The sequence below is a fragment of the Acrocarpospora pleiomorpha genome, assembly GCF_009687885.1.
In the GTDB taxonomy this organism is placed as follows: Bacteria; Actinomycetota; Actinomycetes; order Streptosporangiales; family Streptosporangiaceae; genus Acrocarpospora; species Acrocarpospora pleiomorpha.
The window spans coordinates 14,029-34,898 of sequence record NZ_BLAF01000029.1; the positions used below are offsets into that span (position 1 = coordinate 14,029).

Genomic DNA, 20,870 nt, shown 5'->3' on the forward strand with positions numbered 1-20,870 from the left:
GCGGACTGCGACCGAGGCGACCCCGAAGCCGAACGAGTCGGCCCGAGCGCAGACCCGGCGGCCATCAGTTGGTCGAGGGCGGTCGATATCGTTCGGGGGTCGCCGCTGGTCAGGCCGTGTACTCCGTGGGCCCAGGCGCGGAGTGAATTGACCATGGGTAGTTCTGGATGGCCGGGTGGTGTCAGTGTGGCGATTCGGTCCAGGTCGGTGGTCATGTGGGCGGTGGTTTGTGGGTTTTGTCGTTGGAGGTATTGGTTGAAGCGGACTAGGACGCGTAGGAGCCATGCCGCCCGGCGGTCGAGTGTGCCTGGGGCGTACTCGGGGGTGTTCATGGTCGCCATGACGGTGTCGATCTCGTCGAGATAGTGGCCGGCCGCGTCGAGGAGGGCGAGGTCGCGGGTTGTGCCGTAGCGGTCGGTCATGGCGGTGGCGGCGATGAAGAGGAGCGGGAGTCGCAGGGGATTCTCGGGGTGGTAGGCGTCGATGGCCTGGCGGAGGTGGGTGATGCCCTGGTCGTAGTCGGGGCCGGAGCTGTTTCTGGCCGCGCGGGCCACGTGGGCGCTGCCGAGCACGACGTGCACGGAGGCGGCGTCGATTCCGAGGCCGACGGGGTCGATCATGGAAGGTAGGTCGGTGAGCACACGGTCGAGGTCGGCGCCCATGGGATCCACGCGCATCGCGGTCAGCACCGCGCCGGACAGCAGCACGAACGTGCGAGCCCGGAGCGGATTGAGTGAGGGCATCTCGGCGATGGCGGTCACCAGCAGCTTCACGGCCTCCTCGCAGTCACGTTTCGCCGCGAAAGCCGCCCCCCGCTGCCCGATGGCCGCACCGAGCCGGCTGAGCAGCCACGGCCGCAGCATGTGCCCTTCGGGCAGTCCTGCCAGGACGACCCTCAGCTCCTTGATGCGCGTGTCCAGCTCCTCGCCCGCCCCAAGAACCGGATCCATCTCCTCCTGAAGGACGGCCGACAGGCTGACCATCTCAGTCCGCCGCGGGTCATCGGCCGGAAGCCGATCCGCCATGGCCCGTACCGTGGCCGCCGCCCGAAGCGAGTCCCCGCCGTTGATCCCCGCCTCGGCGAGCGTGACCATCGACAACAACGCCGCGACGTCCTGATCGGCGGGACTCAGCTCAGCGGCACGTTCCAAATGCGCTCGCGCCTCCACGATCCGGTCAACGTTGGCGGGCAGATCCATCGCTTCCGTCGCCCGTACCGCCATGCCGAGATCGAACTCCCCCGGCGGCGGCGCGAAGCGGCGTAGCAGCAACTCCCCCAGATATCGGTGTGCCCTGGCCTCCAGCGGCGTCCCGGCCACGCCCGGCTCGGCGAGCGTGCGCCGCACCCAGTCGGCGGCGGTGTCGGCGTCGCCGCAGGTGTCGTACGACAAAGCCAGGTTGCGCCCCAACTCGACCCGCAACCCGTCGTCCTCGACGAGCCCGTGCGCCGAGGCCATCAGCTCAACCGCCCGATCGACCTCCCCGGCGTGCGCGGCATCCGTCGACGCCCGTAACCCGACCGCCATCCCCAGCCTGGCCCGGACCTCCGGATCGTCCTGAAGATCGAGAAGCTCCTCCAGGCACGCGATGATCCGGCCCAGCGGCCGGGGCCCGGGCTGGTCGCCCTCCTGCGTCAGATACTCGATCGCCAGCTGATACAGCAACTCCCCCCGGCCCTCGTCGCCGGGCGGCAACAGCGTGAGCGCCTCCTCCAGATAGCCCGTCGCGTGCGCCCCATCGGCCGGATCCTGGCTGAGCGCGAACGAGCACGACCGCGCCAGCCCGGCCAGCTGCAGCGCGCCCGCGTCCCGATCCCGCGCCAGGATCCACTCGGCGTGCTCCAGCAACTCCCGCACATCCGCCGGTTCCAAGTCCTCGGTCTCGGCGAGCAGATCCACCAGCGCCCAGGCCAGCTCCCACCGCCACACCCCCTCGTCGGCCGTCCCCCGCCGCACCCGCAGAGCCGCGACCCGCGCCGCGAATTCACTCACCGTTCCGCCCTCCCGATCTAGAGCGAACTCTAGTCCTCCCTCCCCCCAAAGGCATGGGTAACTAAAATTGACCTATCCGCTATATGCCACTAATCCGGATTTATATTGCGCCAGGTTGGAAAATTGCTGACACTTGCGCCGTGGTGTCCCCAAGGATCAGGACCCGGCATGCTGCCTGAGCAGGACGAGGAAGTTGATCTAGAGAACGGCTTGGCACGGCTCACCGAGCAGGTGGCCCGCGAACACGAGCGGGCCGCGCACCGCGAGCAGATCATCGACCGCCTGCACGCCGAGAACCAGGACCTGCGCCGCGGCCTGCTCCAGGAGGCCCTCACCCCGGTCCGCTCCGGCCTCTACCGCCTGTACGACACGGTCACCCGCGAAGCCACCCGGCGCGAAGCCGCCGACCCCGTCGTCCCCTTCCTGGAGGCGATCGCCGAGGAGGTGGCCGAAGTCCTCGCCCGTACCGGCGCGGAACGCCTGGAGGTCTCCCCGGGCGACCCGTACGACCCGGCCCTGCACCGACCGCTCCGCACCGAACCCGGCGAGGACGGCCAGATCGTCGCCGTGATCTCGGACGGGTTCCGGCTGGCCGAGCAGGACCGCGTACTCCGCAAGGCCGGCGTCGTCATCGGCAGGAACGTCAATGACGTTCAGGACAATGAGGAGAACGATTGATGGCTGTGCACGGGATCGACCTCGGCACCACCTACTCCTGCATCGCCAGTGTGGACGACGTGAGCCGCCCGACGGTGCACCGCAACCAGGAGGACACCGACACCACGCCCTCGGTCGTCTTCTTCGAGACCCCCGACAACGTGGTGGTCGGCCAGACGGCGAAGGACAGCGCGGTCATCGAACCCGATCTGGTGGTGAGCCGGATCAAGCGCGACATGGGCCACGAGGTCACGCGGACCATGCACGGCCGGCCGTACACGCCGGAGGAGATCTCCGCGTTCGTGCTGCGCAAGCTGGCCGAGGACGCGCGGACGGCGACCGGGATCACGGTCGGCGACGTGGTCATCACCGTCCCGGCGTACTTCGGGGCGGCCGAGCGGGACGCGACCCGCAAGGCGGGGCAGATCGCCGGGCTGAACGTGATCGACATCATCTCCGAGCCGATCGCCGCCGCGATCACCTATGGCGTGCTCAACCCGGGCCAGGACGCCCGCATCCTCGTGTACGACCTGGGTGGCGGCACCTTCGACACCACCGTCATCGCCCTGGTGGGCGGCGACATCGAGGTCGTCTGCACCGACGGCGACCACGAGCTGGGCGGCGCCGACTGGGACGACCGGCTGGTGGAGCACCTGGCCGAGCGGTTCCGGCAGGAGCACCCGGACGTGGCCGACCCGCTGGACGACAAGCAGACCGAGCAGCAGCTGCGCCGCGACGCCGAGGAGCTGAAGAAGACGCTCACCACCCGGACCAAGCACGTGGTCCGGGTCATGCACGAGGGCCGGGTGGCCAAGGTCGAGATCACCCGGGAGGAGTTCGAGGGGCTCACCCGCGACCTGCTGGACCGCACGATCGACATCACCCGCAAGACGCTGAACACCGCGCGGGCCAAGGGCGTGGACGGGTTCGACCACCTGGTGCTGGTCGGCGGCTCGGCCAAGATGCCCGCGGTGACCGAGGCGCTGACCAAGGAGCTGGGGGTCGCGCCGCGGCTGCAGGACCCGGATCTGGCCGTGGCGAAGGGCGCCGCGCTGTACGCGTTCGAGGAGACCTACCGGCGGCTGCTCAGCGCCGGCGACCGGGGCAGGGCCGAGGAGATGGCCGCGCGGGCGGGCCTGTCCGACGGCCAGCGGCAGCAGATCGCCGGGCGCACCATCAAGACGGTCGCGTCCCGCGCGTTCGGCATCAAGGCGACCGCCAGCAACACCCGCCGCGAGTACGTGGCGCACCTGGTCAACGCCAACGACCCGCTGCCCGCCGACGTCACCGAGGGCTTCGCCACCCTGGACGACTTCCAGACCCGGGTGGCCATCGAGGTCATGGAGCAGGCGGGCGCGGTCGCCTCGGACGCCATCGAGGACAACAACAAGATCGCCGAAGGGGATCTGAAGATCCCGCCGGGCAAACCGGCCGGGTTCCCGATCGAGGTCACCTTCTCCCTGGACACCTCCGGCCTGCTGCACGTCACCGCCAGGGAGGACGAGAGCGGGGAACGGCTGGAGCTGAGCGTGCGGATCGGCGGCATGTCCGAGGAGGAAGTGGCGGAGTCGCGGGCGGCGCTGGCCCGCGTCCAGGTGAGCTGAGCCATGCCCTTCGACGAGCGACGGTATCTGGCGGAGGTGCTCGACCCGGCCCGCGAGGCCGGTTCACCCCCCGAGGATCTGCGGCTGCGCTACCAGCTCCGCCAGGACATGTCCCCGGCCGAGGTGGCCGAGACCGTCCGCCAGGTACGGCAATGCTGGCGACGCCAACGCCAGCTGCTGAAGTTCCGCAAGCTCGTCGACCGCCTCGAATCCGACCATGCCGGATATGCCCCCATCTTTGAGGCCGCCGCGAACGGCGACACCGGGCCGCTGATCGCGGCGCTGCGCCAGGCCGGGGAGCGGGATCGGCGGCGCGTCACCGACCTGCGCAGGCGGCTGGACGACGCCGCCGGGCGGCTGCGGCTGCTGGCGCCGGACGTGGTGGCGGGGATCGCCCGTTCGGCGGGGGTCGAACGGCGGGAGGCCGACGCCCTGGCGGGTCAGCTCGGCATCGAGATCCGCGAACCCGACCAGCTCCCCGACATCCCGCCTTATCCGGGTTACGCCCGCGCCCGGGAGGCCCTGGACACGCTGCGGAAGCGGCATCTCGCGGAGTTCGTCCTCGGCGACACCCAATTCCGGATATTTACCCCGACGGGGGATTTGGGGGAGCGGATTCGGGAGGTGGAGGCGGACTGGCAGCGGCGGACCCGGGGGTCGTGGACGATCTCGGCGGACACCGTGCTGGCGGCGTTGCGCGGGGTCGATGATCCGGGCTCGTTGCTGCGGTACGACCTGGTCGCCCGGGTGCGGGAGCGGGTGCGCGAGCATCCCGGCGACGAGACGCTGGTGCGGTTCGCGGTGGAGGATCTCGGGCTCGATCCCGGCGAGGCGCGGCGGCTGGTCTTCGCGGTGCGCCAGGAGGGCGGCGGTCCGAGCGGGCCGCGGGCGCGGCTGCGCGAGCTGGTGGACGCGGGCGAGATCCAGGCCGCCGCCGACCTCGCCGCGACCCTGCCGGAGGGCACCGAGCTGGGCAACGAGATCGCGGCCCGGCTCGCGGCGGCGGTGAAGCTCCGCGACCAGGCGCTGACCGCCACCGACCCGGACGAGGCGTGGATCCTGCTGGCCGACGCGCTGCGCCGGGTCCCCGACCTGCCGGGCGCGGCCGGCCTGCTGGCCCGCCTGGCCCCCCACCCCGCCCGCGACGTGCGCGCCGAACCTCACGACGACACGGTCACGATCACCTGGCAGCCGTCCCCGTCCCGGGCGGGCGAGATCACCTACGAGATCCGGCGCGACGGCGTCCCGCTCCGGGCCGGGCCGGACGCCGGCCGGTTCGTGGACGAGACGCCGCCGATCAACGTTCCGCTCCGGTACGCGGTGGCCGCCCGCCGGGGCGAGGCCACCGCGGCCGCGGCCCCCGCGGCCGCCGTCGTGGTCCGGCCCGAGCCGCGCGACCTGCGCGTCACCGCCGGGGACGGCGTCGTCACCGGCCGCTGGACCGCCCCGCGCGAGGCCATCGGCGTCGTGGTGCTGCGCGACGGTCAGCCGGTGACCGTGGACGGCTCCGCCTTCCGCGACCGGGCCGTACGCAACGGCGCCGGGCACCACTACCACGTCTACGCGGTCTACCCGACGCCGGACGGAGCCGGCGCGAGCACGCCCGGCCTGCACCGCACGGTCACCCCGCACGCCCGGCCGGAACCGGTGCCCGAGCTGTCGATCACACCCGCTCCGCAGGGCCTTCTCCTGATCACGTGCGCGGAACCCGCCAGCGGCGGGCTGGAGTTCCGGCTGTTGAAGGGCGCTCCGCCCTGGCCGTACGGGACGACGCTGGCGCTGGCCGAGATCCAGGGCGCGGGCAGGGCGCTGGCGGCGACGCCGGTGGCCGAAGGGCATCTGATCAAGCCGGAGACCGGGGTGGTGCTGGCGCTCACGATCGCGGGGGATCTGGTCACCGTCGGGGCGTACCGGGAGCATGTCAACCTGACCGCGCCCGCCTCGGTCACGGCCGAGCGGCGCGGGGGCACCGTGCTGGTCGGGCTGGACTGGCCGCCCGACGTGCCCGAGGTCGAGGTCGGGTGGGCGGCGGAGCGGCTGCTGGTGAGCGCGGCGGCCTATCGCGCGCAGGGCGGGATCCGGCTGGACGCGCCCGAGGACGAGGCGATCACGATCGAGGTCGTGCCGAGCGCGCTGCTGCGGGGCGAGCGCGCGCGTGGCCCCGCCGTCCGGGTCGAGCTGCCCGCCGCGGTCCCGGTCCGGTATGACCTCATCGCTGAGGGTCCGCCGTGGAAGCGGACCCTGACCGTCGAGGTGTCCGCCGAGCGTCCGGCACGGGTGCCGCGCCTGGTCCTGGTGCTCAAGCCGGGGCTCGTCCAGCCGCTCACCGCCGCGGACGGCCGCGTGCTCGGCGAGTGGACCGATCTCACCGCCCCGGCCCGCCTGACGCTGCCCGCGCCCCGGCAGGCCAAGCCGTACTGGCTGCGATGTTTCGCCGAAGGGGACGTCGCGCTGCTCGACCCATCGGTCCGCCGCATGAAAATGGGGTAAACCTTGATCACATGCCCGTACTGCTTCGCGCGCGTCGCGGAGAACCGCATCATGTTCCGGTGTTCCGGCGGCCGGGGAGGGTGCGAGGCACGGGCGGACGAGGTGCTGGGACGGCATCGCGGCGGGGTGCCGCCGTCCCTGCCGCCGGTGTTCTCGGTGCGCCGGCCGGGACGGCGGGCGAGCTGCCCGGAGTGCGGCCGGGAGACCAGCCGCCGGGCGTGCCCGCAATGCCACAGCAGGCTGGCCGCCGAGTACTGCGCCAATCCCGGCAAGATCGTGGCGCTGGTGGGGGCGAAGGGGTCGGGGAAGAGCACGTACATCGCGGTCCTGCTGCACGAGCTGATGAACCGGGTCGGCGCGGAGCTGGACGCCTCGCTGACCCCGTGCGACGACCGGACCATCGAACGCTACCGCCAGGAGTTCGCCCGCCCGCTGTACGGCGAGCATCGCCTGCTGCGCGCCACCCAGTCGGCGGTCACCGACCGGGGCCGGGATCCGCTCGTCTACCTGCTCACCCGGACGATCCGGGGGCGGCTGCGCACCCGCGCCGAGTCGCTCACGCTGGTGCTGTTCGACACGGCGGGCGAGGATCTGCGCAGCCGGGACGTGAGCGAGCTGCACCTGCGCTACCTGCGGGCGGCCGACGCGATCGTCTTCCTGGTGGATCCGCTGGAGCTGCCGGGCGCGCGGGCCGCGCTGAACGGGACCGCGCTAGCTCGTAGCGGCGGGCTCGACGACGATCCGGACAGCGATCCGCTGAACGTGATAACCCGGGTGACCGAGCTGCTGCGGCAGTCCCGCGGGCCGCTGACCGTGCCGGTGGCCGTGGCGCTGAGCAAGATCGACGCGCTGCGTCCTTCGCTGGCCCGGCAGTCGGCGCTGCACCGGGCCAGGGTTCCGTCCGGGGCCCTGGATCTGGACGACCGGGAGGCCGTGCACGAGCAGGTGCTGGCGCTGCTGGAGGAGTGGCAGGCCGGGGTGGTCGGGCGGTACCTGCGGCAGAACTACACCGACCACGCGCTGTTCGGCCTCTCCGCGCTGGGCGCGGTCCCGGAGGTCGAATCGGTCGGCGCGGGAGGGATCCGGCCCTATCGGGTCGAGGATCCGCTGTTGTGGTTGCTCTATCGGTTCAAGATGCTCGACGGAGTCCGGGGGTAGTCGTATGGCGTGGCAGCTCCACTACACCTCGGCCGAATCCGGCCCGACGGGCCGCTCGGGTTTCCAGTTCGTCGCGGAGACCGCGGACATCGCGCCGCTTCCCGGCGGGGGTGATTTCGCGGTAAATCACGACCCGGCGCGGCCGCATGACCAGGCGGGAGCTTTCGACCCGGCACAGCCTCGCCATCGAACCGGGGTTCCCGACCCGGGACGGTCTCACAACCAGGCGGGAGTTTTCGACCCGGCACAGCCTCGCCATCGAACCGGGGTTCCCGACCCGGGACGGTCTCACGACCAGGCGGGAGTTCACGGACGAGCCGGAATGCCCGACCGTGCGAGGCTTCGTGACCTCGCGGCGCCGCATATGAGCTATCGGCCTCCGCCCAGCGCTCCGCTGGGCCCCACTCCCGCCGAAATCACGAAATTTCCGGTTTCGTTGACGTATGAGCCGGGGGTTTTGTCGAGGTGTGTCTATCTCGGGAGGGATTACTCGGGGCGGTATGGCAACTTTCTCGGGCATGCGCTGGTTCTGCGGGAAGGGGACCTGGTCGGGTCGCGGCCGATCGAATTCTGGGGGGCGCCTTTCTGGGCTGATTCTCCCGCTGAGGGGGAACTCGAGGAATTGACCGAGCTGGCGCCGGGGTCGGTCGTGGATCCGGAGGCGCTGGGCGGGTGGCTGGCCGCCGGTGGGACTGACGCGTATGAGCGGCTTCGCGAGTTGCTGGAGAGCGTGCGGAAGGCGCTGACCCGGGGGCATGGACGGTTGGTGCTCGTCGCGGCGGACGCCGGGGACATCGAGGACATCGTCCGGTGGATCGCGGTGATCTCGTTTTCGCTGCCGTGGGCGGCGGCGGCGCGGCTGTCGTTCTCGACCTACAGCGCCGACCCGGCCGCCAGCCACCAGATGATCGTCGGGACCACGCCGGATGTGTGGATTCCCTCGGATATCGATGCGAGTGTGGTCCGGTTGGATGAGCCGCCCGCCCCGGTGCGTACCGGGCGATTCGCGGCGACGGCGGTGGGGTTCTGGCGCCGTACCGACCTGGACGGGCTGGACGCGCTGGGCGAGCTCGGCGACGCGGAGCCGGAGACGGCGGCTGCCCTGATCGCGCTCTGTCGGGGGGACGGCACGGTGGCGTCGGAGGAGCAGGACGCCATCATCACGCTGGTCGAGAACGGGTTGCCGGACTGGGCGTGGCGCATGCTCGGCCGCCGGGCGGGGTTGATCGACCGGCCGCTGGCGGCGGCCATCGCCGAACACGGGCCGCCCGAGGCGGCCGACCCGTGCGCCGCCCGGTGCGCGGCTCTGGCCATGCGCGATCCCGAGCTGCCGATTCCGGCGCGGGTGATGCGGGCGCCGTACCTGGCCGCCCTGACGGCGGCGGCGGGCACCGCACTGGGCGAGGCGCGCGCGCCGCTCCTGGTGGTCGCGGTGCTCCGCGTCGCCGACGTGTACGGCCTGCGCCTCGACCCCGAAGCCGTGGAACACGCGGCCACGACGACGATCCATGCGCGCTCCTCCGACCCAGCGGACGCCACAAACCCGGCAGGAGCTACTAACCCAACGGGAGCCACAAACCCGATGGGACCCATCGGCCCGGCGGGAGCTACCAGCCTGGGGCAAGCCGCAGACCTGGCGGGAGCCATCCAGCGCACCCCATCCGAATGGCGTGAAACCCTCATAGCCGGATTTATCACCGGATTGGAGGACACGTCCGTTGAGGTACGCGACCGGCTGCTCACCCCCGAGGTGAGCGCGCTGATCGCGGACCGCGACTGGCGGGCCGCGCCGCGAACCGGCGCCCTCGTGCTGCGGCGGGAAGTCGGCGCAGGACGCAGAGACCGCGTGGACGCCACCATCGAGCTGCTCGGCTTCACCGACGACCGGGAGGAAACCCTCAGATCCCTCTGGGAGAAGCAGCCCACCGCCGCGGAATGCGCCCGCCTGATCGAGGCGCTCGGCCCGGAGATGGACGCGTCCCCCCAGCTCAGCGAGCTCCCGGCGCGCGCGTTCCTGACCGGCGGCCTGAAAGGCCCGGAGGTGCTGAAACTCGCCGAAAAGGTGCGGGACGGCCTGTCCGGCTACCCCGCCGACGACGCCGAGGCCACCCTCATCGCCGCCCGCCTCACCGAGGCCCCGACTCCAGTCGAAGCCGCCCGGGCGATCGACGCGCTGACCGAGCTCACCCGGGAGGGCCACCCCGACCTGATGCCGATGACCCGAGCCGCCGCCGCCAAAGCCCTCGCCGGAAAGGACCCCCGGTTCCGCACCACGGTGGTGAAATCCGTGACCGAGCCCGCGCGGCGCTGGCTGATCAACGCCTGGCTCACCGCCAACCGCAACCGCGACCAGCAGATCGCGCTACTGGAGATCGCGATCCGGCTCCGCATGGCCGGAGTGATCATCCCCCGCCTGGACCAGTGGGCCCGCTCCCAGGTCATCAACTGGTCGATGTTCAGCTCGGTCGAAGCCCATTTCAAACGGGACGCCGAACTCGCCGCCGGCCTCCGCGAACTCACCGGCCAGAAACGCCGCCGCATCTTCGGCCGGGGCGACGGCTGATGCCCACACCCATCCCGACGAAAAGCCATTTGACGCTGGGAAACCACTTCGCGGAGAGAAGCCGCTTCACGGCGGGAAATCGCTTCGCGGGGAGCAGCCACTTCGTGGTTAGCAGCCGACTCGCAGTGAGCAATCGCCTCGCAGTGAGCGGCCGCCTCGCAGTGAGCAGCCGACTCGCAGTGAGAAGTCGCTGATGTGGTTCTTCGCGGTGCTGGTGTGGATCGTCCTGATCTGGGTCGCGTTCCCGATCGCGTTCGCGCTCACCCTGGCCGCGACGATCCTGGGCGCGGTAGGAATCTACTTCCGGCAGGCGGGCGGCGTGCTGCTACCGGACGTGGCCGAAGGGCGCTCCCCCGTCGAGCGTCCCCGCCAGGATCGTGATCCCGCCTACCGCCACTATCTGGTGACCCAGGTATGGCGGGACTGGTGGGCGATCACGCGTACCGCCCTCCCGCAGATCATCGTCACCGCCGCCGACGCCATCCGCGGGGCCACCGGCGCCCTCATGGGCGAAGCGCGGGGCCTGTTCCTGTTCCCGATCTGGCTGGCCATCTGGGCCGGAGTGCTGCTGGCCGCGCTGCCCCTGGCCGCGCTCGGCCTGCTGATCACCGCCGTGTACGCGCTGACGGTCGCCGCGGGCATGCTCGCCTGGCTGGCCTGCGTCACCGTGCTGCGCACCCTGGAGCAGCTGTTCATGCTGGTCCGGCGCATCCTGCAGGCCTGCCCGTACCCGGGGTGCTATGCGAAGATCACGCTGCCGGTGTACGCGTGCCCGTCCTGCGGGGAACGGCACCGCGCGCTCGCCCCCAACCTGAACGGCGCGGTCCGGCACGCCTGCCGCTGCGGGGCCAGGCTGCCGACCACGATCATGCTCGGCCGGCACCGGCTGCAGGCGCACTGCCCCGACTGCGACCGGCAACTACCGGCCAGGATCGGCCGGGTCCGGGTCGAACCGGTGCCTTTCGTGGGCGGGCCGGACGCCGGGAAGACCACTTTCATGGCGCTGGCCGTGGACGCGCTGCTCACCGGCCTGGACACCGAGTTCGTCGACCAGGGCGACGAGCTCACCTTCCTCCAGCTCAAACGCCAGCTCGCCACCGGCCACATGATCAAGACGGGCACGCAGCTGCCGAAGGCGGTCATGCTCGACGTCACCCTGCCCCGGGAGGGCAGCCGCATCCTCTATCTGTTCGATCCGTCCGGCGAGCATTACACCGGCGCGAGCAAGGTGGAGGCGATGAGCTATCTGGCGCACGGAGAGGCGCTGCTCATCGTGGTCGATCCGTTCGCGCTGCCCGCCGTACAGGACAGCCTGGTCAGCGGCGATCGGGAGCTGCTGGCCGCCGGTGGTCTCACGCTCGCGCGGGAGGATCCGGCCGACACCGTCCATCGCGTACGCAACGAGCTCGCCGGCCGCGCGGACGGCGGGCGGCAGCGCCGGATCGCGGTCGTCGTCACCAAAGCCGACCTGCTCCGCCAGACCGCCACCGGCGAGGGCGCGGCGGACGACCCCGCGAGCTGGCTGGCCGCCATGGGCATGGGCAACCTGACCCGCGCCCTGGCGGCCTCCGGGGCCAAGGTCCGCTACTTCCTCTCCGGACTCCCGGCGGACCCGGCGGAGATCCTCACCCTGCTCACCTGGCTGATCGGCCTGCGCCCGCCCGCGAGAACCCCGTCCAGACCGGCCCGCCCGCAGCGGGCCTGGCTCCCCGCGACCCGCCCCCCGGACCGCCCGCCGCTCAGCTACACCCTCGCCCGCCGCCTCATCTTCACCGTCACGATCGTGCTCTCGCTGACGGCCGTTTCCCTGCTCGGTTACGCCGGTTGGACGGCCTGGTCGGGATGACTATTCGTCAGGCAGGAGGTATCGCCAGGAGACCACGAAGGTCGCTCCCGACCCGGTCTTGAAGAGCGACTGCCTGTTCTCGAATCCCGCCGGGATCGCCTTGACGATCGCGCTCGCCGCGTCCCCGTCAAGATCCTTCTTCCAGACGGGGTCCACCGCGCCGGACGGCTCCGGCACCCCGGCGGGCCACGCCAGCACCTTGCCCTCCGCTCCCGGCGCGTTCTCGGCGACCATCCGAACCCGGGTGGCGACGTAGTCCGTACCCTCCGACGTGCCCCGGGTCGCCAGCCCGTCCATCAGCTTCTTCGCCTCTACCAGTTCCTTCGGATAGAAGAGGGCCACCTGATCCAGCGCCGGAACCCGCACCTCCCGCATCTTCCCGTCCTTCGCCCGTACGCCAAGGACGGTGTCCGGAATATCCGTCACCATCGGCGCGCCCGGCTTCGGCGTCGCGGTCGCAGGCTGTCCCTCCAGGAACTTCTCCATCGACGCGACCGTCTCCCCCACCTGCGCCTCGGTGAGCTTGAACGTCTTCCCGGCGTCAACGATCACCTGCCCATCGCTGTACACCACCACCCGCGGCGGCCGAAGCGTATTCGTCGTCGGAGTGACGAACCCACCCTCCGCCCCCCACAAGGCGACCGCCTGCACGGCCCCCTCCTCAACCGCCGCCGCCGTGGTCTCCGACCCCGCCCCACCACAGGCCGCGACCAGCGACAACCCCGCCAAGCCCAACGCCAGTTTGTATCTCATGCCCCAGAAACGTAAGCACCCCTCATGTGGTTCAGCCCGCTCTACAGGACAGGGAGGTAACGCCCCAGCTCGAACTCGGTGACCTGGCGGCGGTAGTCGCGCCACTCGGCGCGCTTGTTGCGGAGGAAGTGTTGCGCCCTTCACTGGAGCTGGGACGCATCTACAAAGGCTGTGCTGACATGCACTGGAAGGTGTCAACGCCAGCCATCGTCTGTCATCGTTGGCCCGCCTCGGACGGCCCACAGACGGCCCCCGGCCTGGCACCGCTAGTGAGCACGACCTGAAGATTCGAACCCCCGACCATCGGATTATGAGACAGGGTGACATATGCGCTAGAACATGCCTTTTGAACTGCGGAAACGCTGACACAGAGGCATGCGGGCTCCCAGGATGCCGTGAGTGGCTCTAGCCTGGGAGGCGCTGGTGCCCGCACCATAAGGAGCGCGATGAGTCAGGTGAAGGACACACCCGTCTACGCTCAGATTGCCGATGACCTACGCACCCGTATCCGTCAGGGAGATCCACCCGCAGGGAGCATGCTTCCCTCGGAAGCCGAGCTTGTTCGCAGATACAGCGTTGCCCGTGGCACGGTGCGACAAGCAGTCGCCGAGCTTGAGCGCCTCGGCCTGGTTGTCGCGGAGGCAGGCAGAGGCCGCCGTGTCCAGGGCGAGGACCGCACCAAGGACCGCGCCGCATCCACCCGATACGAGGCCGTAGCCGTGGAATTGCGCGAACAGATTGAGACCGGTGAGCTTGAACTGGGTCAATCGCTTCCGCATGAAGCTGCGATAGCGGAACAATTCGGAGTCTCCAAGGGAACCGCCCGTCAGGCCCTTCAGACCCTGGCCGCCGAGGGGCTTGTAACAGCCATGCATGGCAAAGGTTGGTTCGTCGGCGCCTTGGCTCATGTACGGACGCTCTCTGATGAAGTTGCCGAGGCCATTCGCAAGGACATCGCCGCTGGAAGTTATACCCCTGGCTCCGCACTCGCCGGAGAGAATGCACTCGCTCACAAGTACGGCGTTGGTCGTATAACTGTCCGGCGCGCCCTTGCCAAGCTAGAAGAAGACGGCTTGGTTGAGAAGAGAGCCGGACAAAGACGATTCATCCCACGCCAATCAAAGGAAAGCTGAGTGACAAGCTCGCATACCACTACGGTCCCGTTCTCGTCTCAAGAGGCTCTAGCAACTCTTCACGCTGCATGTCTTGAGGTCGGTTTGAACGCCGATAGTGCGCGGCTGATCCGCCTCGGTGAAAATGCGCTGTTCGCTCTCCAAAATGAACGTATCGTGCTGCGGATTGCGCGTAACCTCGATGTTCTTGATGATGCCCGCAAGGAAGTTGCTGTATCTAGATGGCTCAATAAATCAGGGCTACCGGCAGCCAAGGTGACTGGTCACACACAGCCGCTCATAGTACGAGACAAGCCGGTTACGCTGTGGCATCTCATACCCGACAGTGGAACCCCGGCTACCCTCGTCGAACTCGCTAAGGTTCTCCGCGCCCTTCATCACCTCCCCATACCTGCACACCTTAATATACCGACTCTCGATATCTTCGGTCGTGTGGCAGAACGAATCATCAAGGCTAATGCCATCTCTGAAGATGACCGCCAGTTCCTCATGGCGAGATATGAGGAACTGAAGACGGAATACGCTACTCTTGAATTTCCCTTGGCTCCGTGTACCGTTCATGGAGATGCCCACTCAGATAACCTCATGCGTTCCACAGATGGCACGATATATCTACTCGACTTCGAGCGTTTCGCTTTGGGTTCGCCCGAGACAGATCTAGCCGTAACTGCGATTGAACACACGCTTGGCTGGGGTACACGCGCTCAGTACGATAAATTCGCCGAATACTACGGATTTGATGTCCTGGCATGGGACGGCTTTACCATACTTCGAGCTGTAAATGAGCTCAAAATGACGACGTGGCTCATGCAGAACGTTGCCGAAGATCAGGCCATAGCTGAGGAGTTCCGCAACCGCATGAGCTGTCTGCGCGACCCGGATAAGCCTCGGCGTTGGCGACCCTTCTAGCTATTGAGCGAAGGATACTTGTCGGCAACCAAATCGTGGAAATCCTTGACCTCGGAATCGCCTTTGAACGCCGCGAGGTCTGCTTTGAGATCCCGGATGTACCGCAGGTAGCGCTCTGACTTGAGTGACCCGGCAAGTTGTATCGCCTCGACAGCGACGGTTGCGGCCTGAGCAGGCTCGTTCACGTGCACATAGGTCGCTGCGTGCACGAGACGATCGAAGGCCAGCGTCCGCACGTACATCGGGTCACACAGACCAACCGCCTGAGCTACAAATTCCTGTGCTTGAGCAGGCTTCCGCAGGTCGCGGTAGCAATGCGCGCCTTCGCTGGCCAGTTCTGCCGCATCGAAATAGCCAACCCAGGAAGGATCGTCGTCCGGGTTGCGCCTGTTAAGGAACGCCTCGGCCCCAACCAGTGCGCGCGAGCATGCCAACTCGTCACCGTTTCCGGCGTGTGCCCGCGCTTCCATCGCGTGGAAAAGCGCCATTGGTGTAGCTGTCGATACAGCCCGGCATCCTTCTTGTGCGGCCCTCGCAAGCTGAATCGCCTGGTCGAACCTGCCGAGGTAGGTGGCTTGATGGCTCATGTCTGCAAGAAGCAAGCCGCCGATCATGCGATCTCCGGATGCCTGTGCAAGTCGCAGACCCTGGAGGAAATACCGCTGAGCAAGCCCGTGCCGCCCGAGGTCATACGCTGTCCATGCGACAAGCTCTGTGATCTCCGCAGCCGCCGTGAAGAGGGACCGACCTACGGCCTCGGTGAACCTGCTGTCCAGCATCGGCACAACTTCACGGTGGTAGTACTGGACAAGGGCTGATCGGGCATGACCGCCTCCGAACTGGAAGCCCATGTCAGCAAAGAGCTTCGTTGTGATACGGATGGCCTGCACATCCGACTCGCCCACAGAGGCAGTCGCCCGCTCCCGCGTCGGGAACGGCTCAGGTCGTGAGAGTAGCCACGTAATCAGCGCCCGTCCCCAAGCGTCCGGCACGACCACAGACTGAATGGCCATGGGGTCATCCGCGAGGTCTCGTTGAGTCAGGCCAAGCAATAACCTACCCGCATCCGAGATGTCACCAGCGTGGGCAATGCCCTGCTCAAGGGTCTCGGGAGTGACCACGCCGGCCATGCCGATGTCATCAAGGGTGAAGGTGACGCCAGCTTTCCGGCTGAGCGCTTCGGCGATGAAGCACGCTGTGGCCGGACGTGGTTTGACACCATCAAGCCAACGCTTCACATCTACGTGAGTGCAGCTCAGGGATGCACCCTCTTCTTGGGCAATCTGACGCACTCGTGACGCAAGTCCCGAATTGGAACATCCGGCGCGTTGCATCGCATTAGCCAGCCCGATATTGGGAATCCGAGCCACTCTCACCTCCCGTACTTTCCCAGCTCTATCAGCATGGCCCGAACATCGCGTCAACGGCCAGCCATTCGACAAGATCTCTGATTCTCGTCTCGCCTTGTAGGCCCATAAATCACCCCCGAAAATCACCTCCCGTGCTGCTGTGCACGGGTGACTGATCGGTGTTGTGCCAGCTCAGCGCGAGCAATTCTTGAGTCAGCAAGAGCGAACGAGACGAGATCGCAGGGGACTCCCAAACGACCAAGCCCCTAGGTCTTGACTCTAGCGAGCTATACATGTTCTATGTCTCTTAGAACCTGTCTAGTACGCCCCGTGGAAGGCGGCGTAAGCCGCGCGCCACGGGCTGAGCATCATCTGGCACTTCAAAGGGGCCCCGGACAGAGGGGGCCGAGGTTCCCGGCACCTTGGCAGCCGGAGGGCAGGGCTCTGCCTACAGCGAGAGCAACTCATACCTCCCGCAAAGAGCCCGACCGCACGGCCATCCGGCTGTGCGGACCTTTCATCTACAGCCCTGATGGTCGTAGGCGGGGTTCGACTCCCCGCCAGGGCACTCCGGCCAACCGCCGGTATTCCCCATCCCCTCTCGCACAGCCCCCTCTTTCCTTGCCAGCGCCAGGACGGTGCCCCTGCGGTATCTCGCCCGAGATCCGCACCCCGTCCTGGCGCTGGCTCAACCCCCGACAGCCCCCAAAGGAGTCCACCGTGACCAGTACCCCCGCCCGTCTCCGGCTGATTGACGAACTGCCGGAAGAGCAGGCCGACGATGCCGGGTGCACCGCTGACCCGCAGTTACACACCGGCCCCGACCTCTTTGAGGAGGAGACGCCCGAGGATCGTGCCGCCCGTGAGGACGTCGCCAAGGCCGTGTGTGCGGCCTGCCCCGCCCGTCTGGGCTGCCTGGCCTACGCCCTGCGAGTGCGCCCCCAGGTGGGGGTGTGGGCGGGCTACACCGCCGCCGAACTGCGCAAGGTCACCCCGCTGACCGAGACCTCCGCCCCGGCCGTCGCCTCCCAGGCGGCCTAAGTGACGCGATATAATCCCGGCCGCGAGGAACGCGACCGAAGGGAACTCGCCGAAGCCGTCGCCGCCGCGCGGGCCGAACTAGCGCGCGTGGACGCGAAAGCGGGAATCGCGCTCAGTGTCTCCGGCGGAGCCTTCAGCATCTTGACCGCTACCGCCGCCCTGGCCACGAGCCTGCCGACGCTGGCCCGGGTCGTCCTGATCGTGGCCGCCGTCTTGACGGCTGCCGCGTCCACCGCCGCCCTGTGGGCGCTTCGCCCGACCCTGCCCCGCCACGCAGGCACCGGCGTGCTGGGTGCCGCCCGGGTCGGCACCGCCCGCGGCCTGCTTGCCGGTCTGGCCGACACCCCGGAGCGGGAACGCCTGGCGGCCGACGTCGTGTGTCTGTCGCGGCTGGCCCGGACCAAGTACCGGCGCCTGCGTATCGCGGTGGACGCCCTGATCGCCGCCGTGGCGGTCGTCCTGATCGCTCTCGTCGTTCTACTCGCGACCCTCCCCCAGGTGTGAGGCCCCCATGACCGCTTTCCCCACCCGAACCCTGCCCGCGCCCCTGGCCGGACCGATCGTGCTTGACCTGGACATGCCGCACGGAAGCGTATTCATCCAGGTCACCCCATCAGCCGCCCGCGCCGAGATCACCCTGTCGGCCGACTCCGGAAGCCGCGACATCGCGCGGGCCATCGCCGACGCCGACATGACGGTCGAGTTGCGGCGGATGGCGGTCACCGTTCCCGCCACAGCCCCCGGCGCTACCACGGTCATCGGAACCCAGTGGAACATCACCGGCGCCAACGTGATTGTCAACCGTGGGTCGATGTGGATCGACGGCAACCATGTGGTCGTCGGAAACCTGTCGGCGGGCAATGCCGGTTCCGGCATCCAGGCCGTAGCGACGCTTCCGCCCGGTTCGGCCGTGCGGGTCCGCACCCGGACCGCGTCCATGACCACTGACGGCCGGTTGGAATGGGTCGCCTACCGCTCGGTGTCGGGAAGCCTGGAGGTCGCCGCATGCGTCGGCGAACTCGCCGTCGACACCACGTCCGGCAGCATCCACGCCGCCGCCACCGGCAGTGCCCGCGTCCAGACGGTCTCCGGTGACATCTACCTCGCCGAATGCGCGGGCACCGCGGCCCTGCGGTCCACCTCGGGGGACATCCGCGTGCACGCCACCGGCCCCGGCACCATCCAGGCCGAATCGATGTCGGGGGACGTGACCGTCACCGCGCGGCCCGGCCTGCCCCTGGCCGTCGCCGAGACCGGGCTGTTCGTCAACGCCCGCTCGATGAGCGGCCAGGTTCGCACCCCGCTTTCCTCCCCGCGCGGAGGTGGCTGGTGAGCCGCGTCAAGACCCCGCGATCCTCCCCCGCCTTCCCCGCCGTCGGCGCATGGTCCGTGGCTTCCGCCCGGGACCGCCTCGACCTGCGTGTGCAGCTGCGGCGCGGTCAACCCCCGCACCTCGACCACCTGCCGCACCTGCGGCTAGCCACCCCCTTTGAAAGGGAGCCTCGACATGGCGCTGTTCCAGCCGCGCAAGAACCAGGCCGTTCCTGCCCACCGTAAGTCGCGCTGGTCCCAGACCGAGGGCTACGACGTCTTCACCGCCTCCTCCTGGACGCGGGTCGGCGGACTGGGCCAGTGGACCTGCGGTTACTGCCAGAAGACGACCACCGACCCGCTCTCGCCCTACCAGGGCCAGACGCTGGCCGACTGCCGTGAGTGCGGTCGAAGCAACCGCATCAGCCTCGACTGAGCCCCCAGGAAGCGAGTCACGCGATGAGTCGAATCAAAGCCGCGTTCTGGGACCCGACCGGCGCCCGGTACGCCATCCCCACCTGGCCATGGCGGATGTCCCCGCCGCACCTGATGACGCTGCGCCAGCTGGCCGCCGAAGGGCTACGCCCCGGCGGGCAAGGGGTGCAGGCACAGGTGATGTGGAGCTCCCGCCGTCGTGTACGGGTGGCCTTCCTGTACGACGTGCGGTTGGCGCTCCCCAAGCGGACCGCCACCCCGCGCCAGCTGGAAGCGTTGGCCAAGGCCAACGCGGCCCGCCGGACCTGCCCGGCCTGCCGTGCCGACGTCGGCTACGTGCTGCCCCGCCACCTGGGCATCTGCCTGGACTGCCATTACGGCCCAGCGGAGGTGGCCGCGTGAACAGCCGCCGCTTCTGCCTGACCCGCCCCCGCACCGCAGGCTTCCAGCCCGCACACCCGCCCGGCCCCGACCACCCGCACGCACCGCCGCCCGGAACCGGCACGGTCGCCTGCTGGTGGTGCGCCGGTGAAGGCTGCCGGTCCTGCCACGGCTGCGGGCTGCTGCCCGACCAGTTCACCGACCACGAACCCACAGACGAAGGGAGGCCATGATGCCCATCACGACCCCGGACCCCACCCCGCCGGACCCGGAAGAGTTCACGCGCGGGCTGGCCGCGCTGGAACGACATCTGGCCGACGCTGCCGCCCCGACCAATACCGCGGTGCAGCCCATTCACGACGCGCCGGTTGTGCGCGGGGAAACCCGCCGTGTGCAGCGGTTGCGCGCTCAGGTGGCCGAAGCGCACCTTCTGGCCGACCTGCAAGACGACGATATCCCGCTCCTGCTGGACTCCCCAAAGGTACGTAAGCGCCGACGTCAGGCGCACGAGGCGGCCCGGCTGCACGAGCTGTCCCGGCAGCCCGCGCAGCTTGCCTACACCGCGTCGAAAGCGCGACGCAGGGTGAACATCGGCCTGACCGTCGCGCTTGTCCTGGCGCTTGGCTGGTCCACGGCCGGAGTTCAGGTCTTCGCTTCCGAGGGCGCCCCTCAATGGTCGCCCGGCTGGGTGTTCGCCTGGTTCGTCGAGCCGTTCATGTCCATCGCTCTCCTGTGCTTCGTCGGCGCCAAGGCATTCTTCGGCACCCGCGGCCAACCCGCCAACGATCGCGTGCTCGACCGCATCGAGTGGCTGTTTTTGGGCCTCACACTCGGCATGAACGCCTGGCCACACCTTCCGTGGTCGCTGCCTGAGGGCGAGGAGTTCAGCTTCGCCAGGTTGGTGCTTCACATCCTCGGCCCGGTCGTGGCGTATGCGGTGGTGACCGGCTGGCCTCGTCTGCTCGCGCGGTTCGCCGCCCTCGATCACAGGCTTACCAACCCCCTTACTGTCGCGGCGTACAGCGAAAACACCGACCCCGACCGAGATCATCGCAAGCCCTTCGGAGGGGTCCGCAACGGCCTGTCTGAGGGCGCGCATCGGGAACGGCTGCGCGACCTGATCGCCAGCGGGCAGCTTCCGAAGCAGCCCTCCGCCCGAGCGATCCAACGCGCGCTCGGGTGCGCTACCGAGACCGCCTCGCGGCTGCGTGACGAGCTGGCCGACCCCAACCCCGACCCGAGATGAGAC

At 69.0% G+C, this 20,870-nt stretch carries 18 protein-coding genes and 1 pseudogene; 16 read left to right on the top strand and 3 right to left on the bottom strand.

Annotated features, from left to right (window positions below; genetic code table 11):
* Positions 1 to 1,991, bottom strand: a 1,991-nt coding sequence (locus Aple_RS52180; protein ID WP_170321654.1) for a tetratricopeptide repeat protein, incomplete at its 3' end; no start/stop codon positions are given.
* 168 nt (positions 1,992 to 2,159) lie between these two features.
* Here Aple_RS52180 and grpE point away from each other — a divergent pair.
* The 7 genes and pseudogenes from grpE to Aple_RS25105 all read left to right on the top strand — a co-directional run bounded on the left by grpE (position 2,160) and on the right by Aple_RS25105 (position 12,309).
* Positions 2,160 to 2,669 (top strand): nucleotide exchange factor GrpE, encoded by a 510-nt coding sequence (grpE, locus tag Aple_RS25080; protein ID WP_155347150.1) that lies wholly within the window; start codon positions 2,160 to 2,162, stop codon positions 2,667 to 2,669.
* Positions 2,669 to 4,252, top strand: coding sequence for an Hsp70 family protein (locus tag Aple_RS25085; RefSeq protein WP_155347151.1), 1,584 nt, complete (start codon positions 2,669 to 2,671; stop codon positions 4,250 to 4,252). The genes grpE and Aple_RS25085 overlap by 1 nt, the downstream gene beginning before the upstream one ends.
* Positions 4,253 to 4,255: 3 nt before the next feature.
* Positions 4,256 to 6,742 carry a hypothetical protein gene (locus Aple_RS25090; protein WP_155347152.1) on the top strand — a complete coding sequence of 829 codons (2,487 nt, stop codon included), beginning with the start codon at positions 4,256 to 4,258 and terminating at the stop codon, positions 6,740 to 6,742.
* A gap of 3 nt (positions 6,743 to 6,745) precedes the next feature.
* A complete protein-coding gene (locus Aple_RS25095; protein WP_170321655.1) occupies positions 6,746 to 7,900 on the top strand; it encodes a TRAFAC clade GTPase domain-containing protein in 1,155 nt (384 codons plus the stop codon).
* A gap of 4 nt (positions 7,901 to 7,904) precedes the next feature.
* A pseudogene (locus Aple_RS56365) lies at positions 7,905 to 8,519 on the top strand (GAP1-N2 domain-containing protein); the annotation flags it as partial.
* Positions 8,520 to 8,522: 3 nt separating this feature from the next.
* Positions 8,523 to 10,463: a GAP1-M domain-containing protein gene (locus tag Aple_RS25100; protein ID WP_155347153.1), complete on the top strand. Its 1,941-nt coding sequence runs from the start codon at positions 8,523 to 8,525 to the stop codon at positions 10,461 to 10,463.
* Positions 10,464 to 10,656: 193 nt separating this feature from the next.
* Positions 10,657 to 12,309 carry a TRAFAC clade GTPase domain-containing protein gene (locus Aple_RS25105; RefSeq protein WP_155347154.1) on the top strand — a complete coding sequence of 551 codons (1,653 nt, stop codon included), beginning with the start codon at positions 10,657 to 10,659 and terminating at the stop codon, positions 12,307 to 12,309.
* Here Aple_RS25105 and Aple_RS25110 read toward each other — a convergent pair whose 3' ends face one another.
* A complete protein-coding gene (locus Aple_RS25110) occupies positions 12,310 to 13,062 on the bottom strand; it encodes a hypothetical protein (protein WP_155347155.1) in 753 nt (250 codons plus the stop codon).
* A 446-nt stretch (positions 13,063 to 13,508) separates the two neighbouring features.
* Here Aple_RS25110 and Aple_RS25115 point away from each other — a divergent pair, with 446 nt between their 5' ends.
* Both Aple_RS25115 and Aple_RS25120 read left to right on the top strand, forming a co-directional pair.
* Complete coding sequence (locus Aple_RS25115) at positions 13,509 to 14,195, top strand: GntR family transcriptional regulator (protein WP_155347156.1); 687 nt, start codon at positions 13,509 to 13,511, stop codon at positions 14,193 to 14,195.
* Positions 14,196 to 15,104: an aminoglycoside phosphotransferase family protein gene (locus tag Aple_RS25120; protein ID WP_155347157.1), complete on the top strand. Its 909-nt coding sequence runs from the start codon at positions 14,196 to 14,198 to the stop codon at positions 15,102 to 15,104.
* Here Aple_RS25120 and Aple_RS25125 read toward each other — a convergent pair.
* Positions 15,101 to 16,438 (bottom strand): NsdA family TPR-like regulatory protein, encoded by a 1,338-nt coding sequence (locus Aple_RS25125; protein WP_507767944.1) that lies wholly within the window; start codon positions 16,436 to 16,438, stop codon positions 15,101 to 15,103. The two genes, Aple_RS25120 and Aple_RS25125, sit on opposite strands and share 4 nt — an antisense overlap.
* A 735-nt stretch (positions 16,439 to 17,173) precedes the next feature.
* On the opposite strand from Aple_RS25125, the gene Aple_RS54655 reads away from it, so the two are divergent.
* The 7 genes from Aple_RS54655 (at position 17,174) to Aple_RS25160 (ending at position 20,867) form a co-directional block, all read left to right on the top strand.
* Entirely contained in the window at positions 17,174 to 17,494 is a 321-nt protein-coding gene (locus Aple_RS54655) for a WhiB family transcriptional regulator (protein WP_246264763.1), read from the top strand.
* A complete protein-coding gene (locus Aple_RS25135) occupies positions 17,495 to 17,998 on the top strand; it encodes a Pycsar system effector family protein (RefSeq protein ID WP_155347160.1) in 504 nt (167 codons plus the stop codon).
* A gap of 7 nt (positions 17,999 to 18,005) precedes the next feature.
* Positions 18,006 to 18,827, top strand: coding sequence for a DUF4097 family beta strand repeat-containing protein (locus tag Aple_RS25140; protein WP_155347161.1), 822 nt, complete (start codon positions 18,006 to 18,008; stop codon positions 18,825 to 18,827).
* Positions 18,828 to 19,001: 174 nt separating this feature from the next.
* Entirely contained in the window at positions 19,002 to 19,241 is a 240-nt protein-coding gene (locus Aple_RS25145) for a hypothetical protein (protein WP_155347162.1), read from the top strand.
* 23 nt (positions 19,242 to 19,264) lie between these two features.
* A complete protein-coding gene (locus Aple_RS25150; protein WP_155347163.1) occupies positions 19,265 to 19,642 on the top strand; it encodes an RRQRL motif-containing zinc-binding protein in 378 nt (125 codons plus the stop codon).
* Complete coding sequence (locus Aple_RS25155) at positions 19,639 to 19,854, top strand: hypothetical protein (RefSeq protein ID WP_155347164.1); 216 nt, start codon at positions 19,639 to 19,641, stop codon at positions 19,852 to 19,854. The genes Aple_RS25150 and Aple_RS25155 overlap by 4 nt, the downstream gene beginning before the upstream one ends.
* Positions 19,851 to 20,867, top strand: coding sequence for a hypothetical protein (locus Aple_RS25160; RefSeq protein ID WP_155347165.1), 1,017 nt, complete (start codon positions 19,851 to 19,853; stop codon positions 20,865 to 20,867). Before Aple_RS25155 ends, Aple_RS25160 begins: the two co-directional genes overlap by 4 nt.
* Positions 20,868 to 20,870 lie beyond the last annotated feature (3 nt).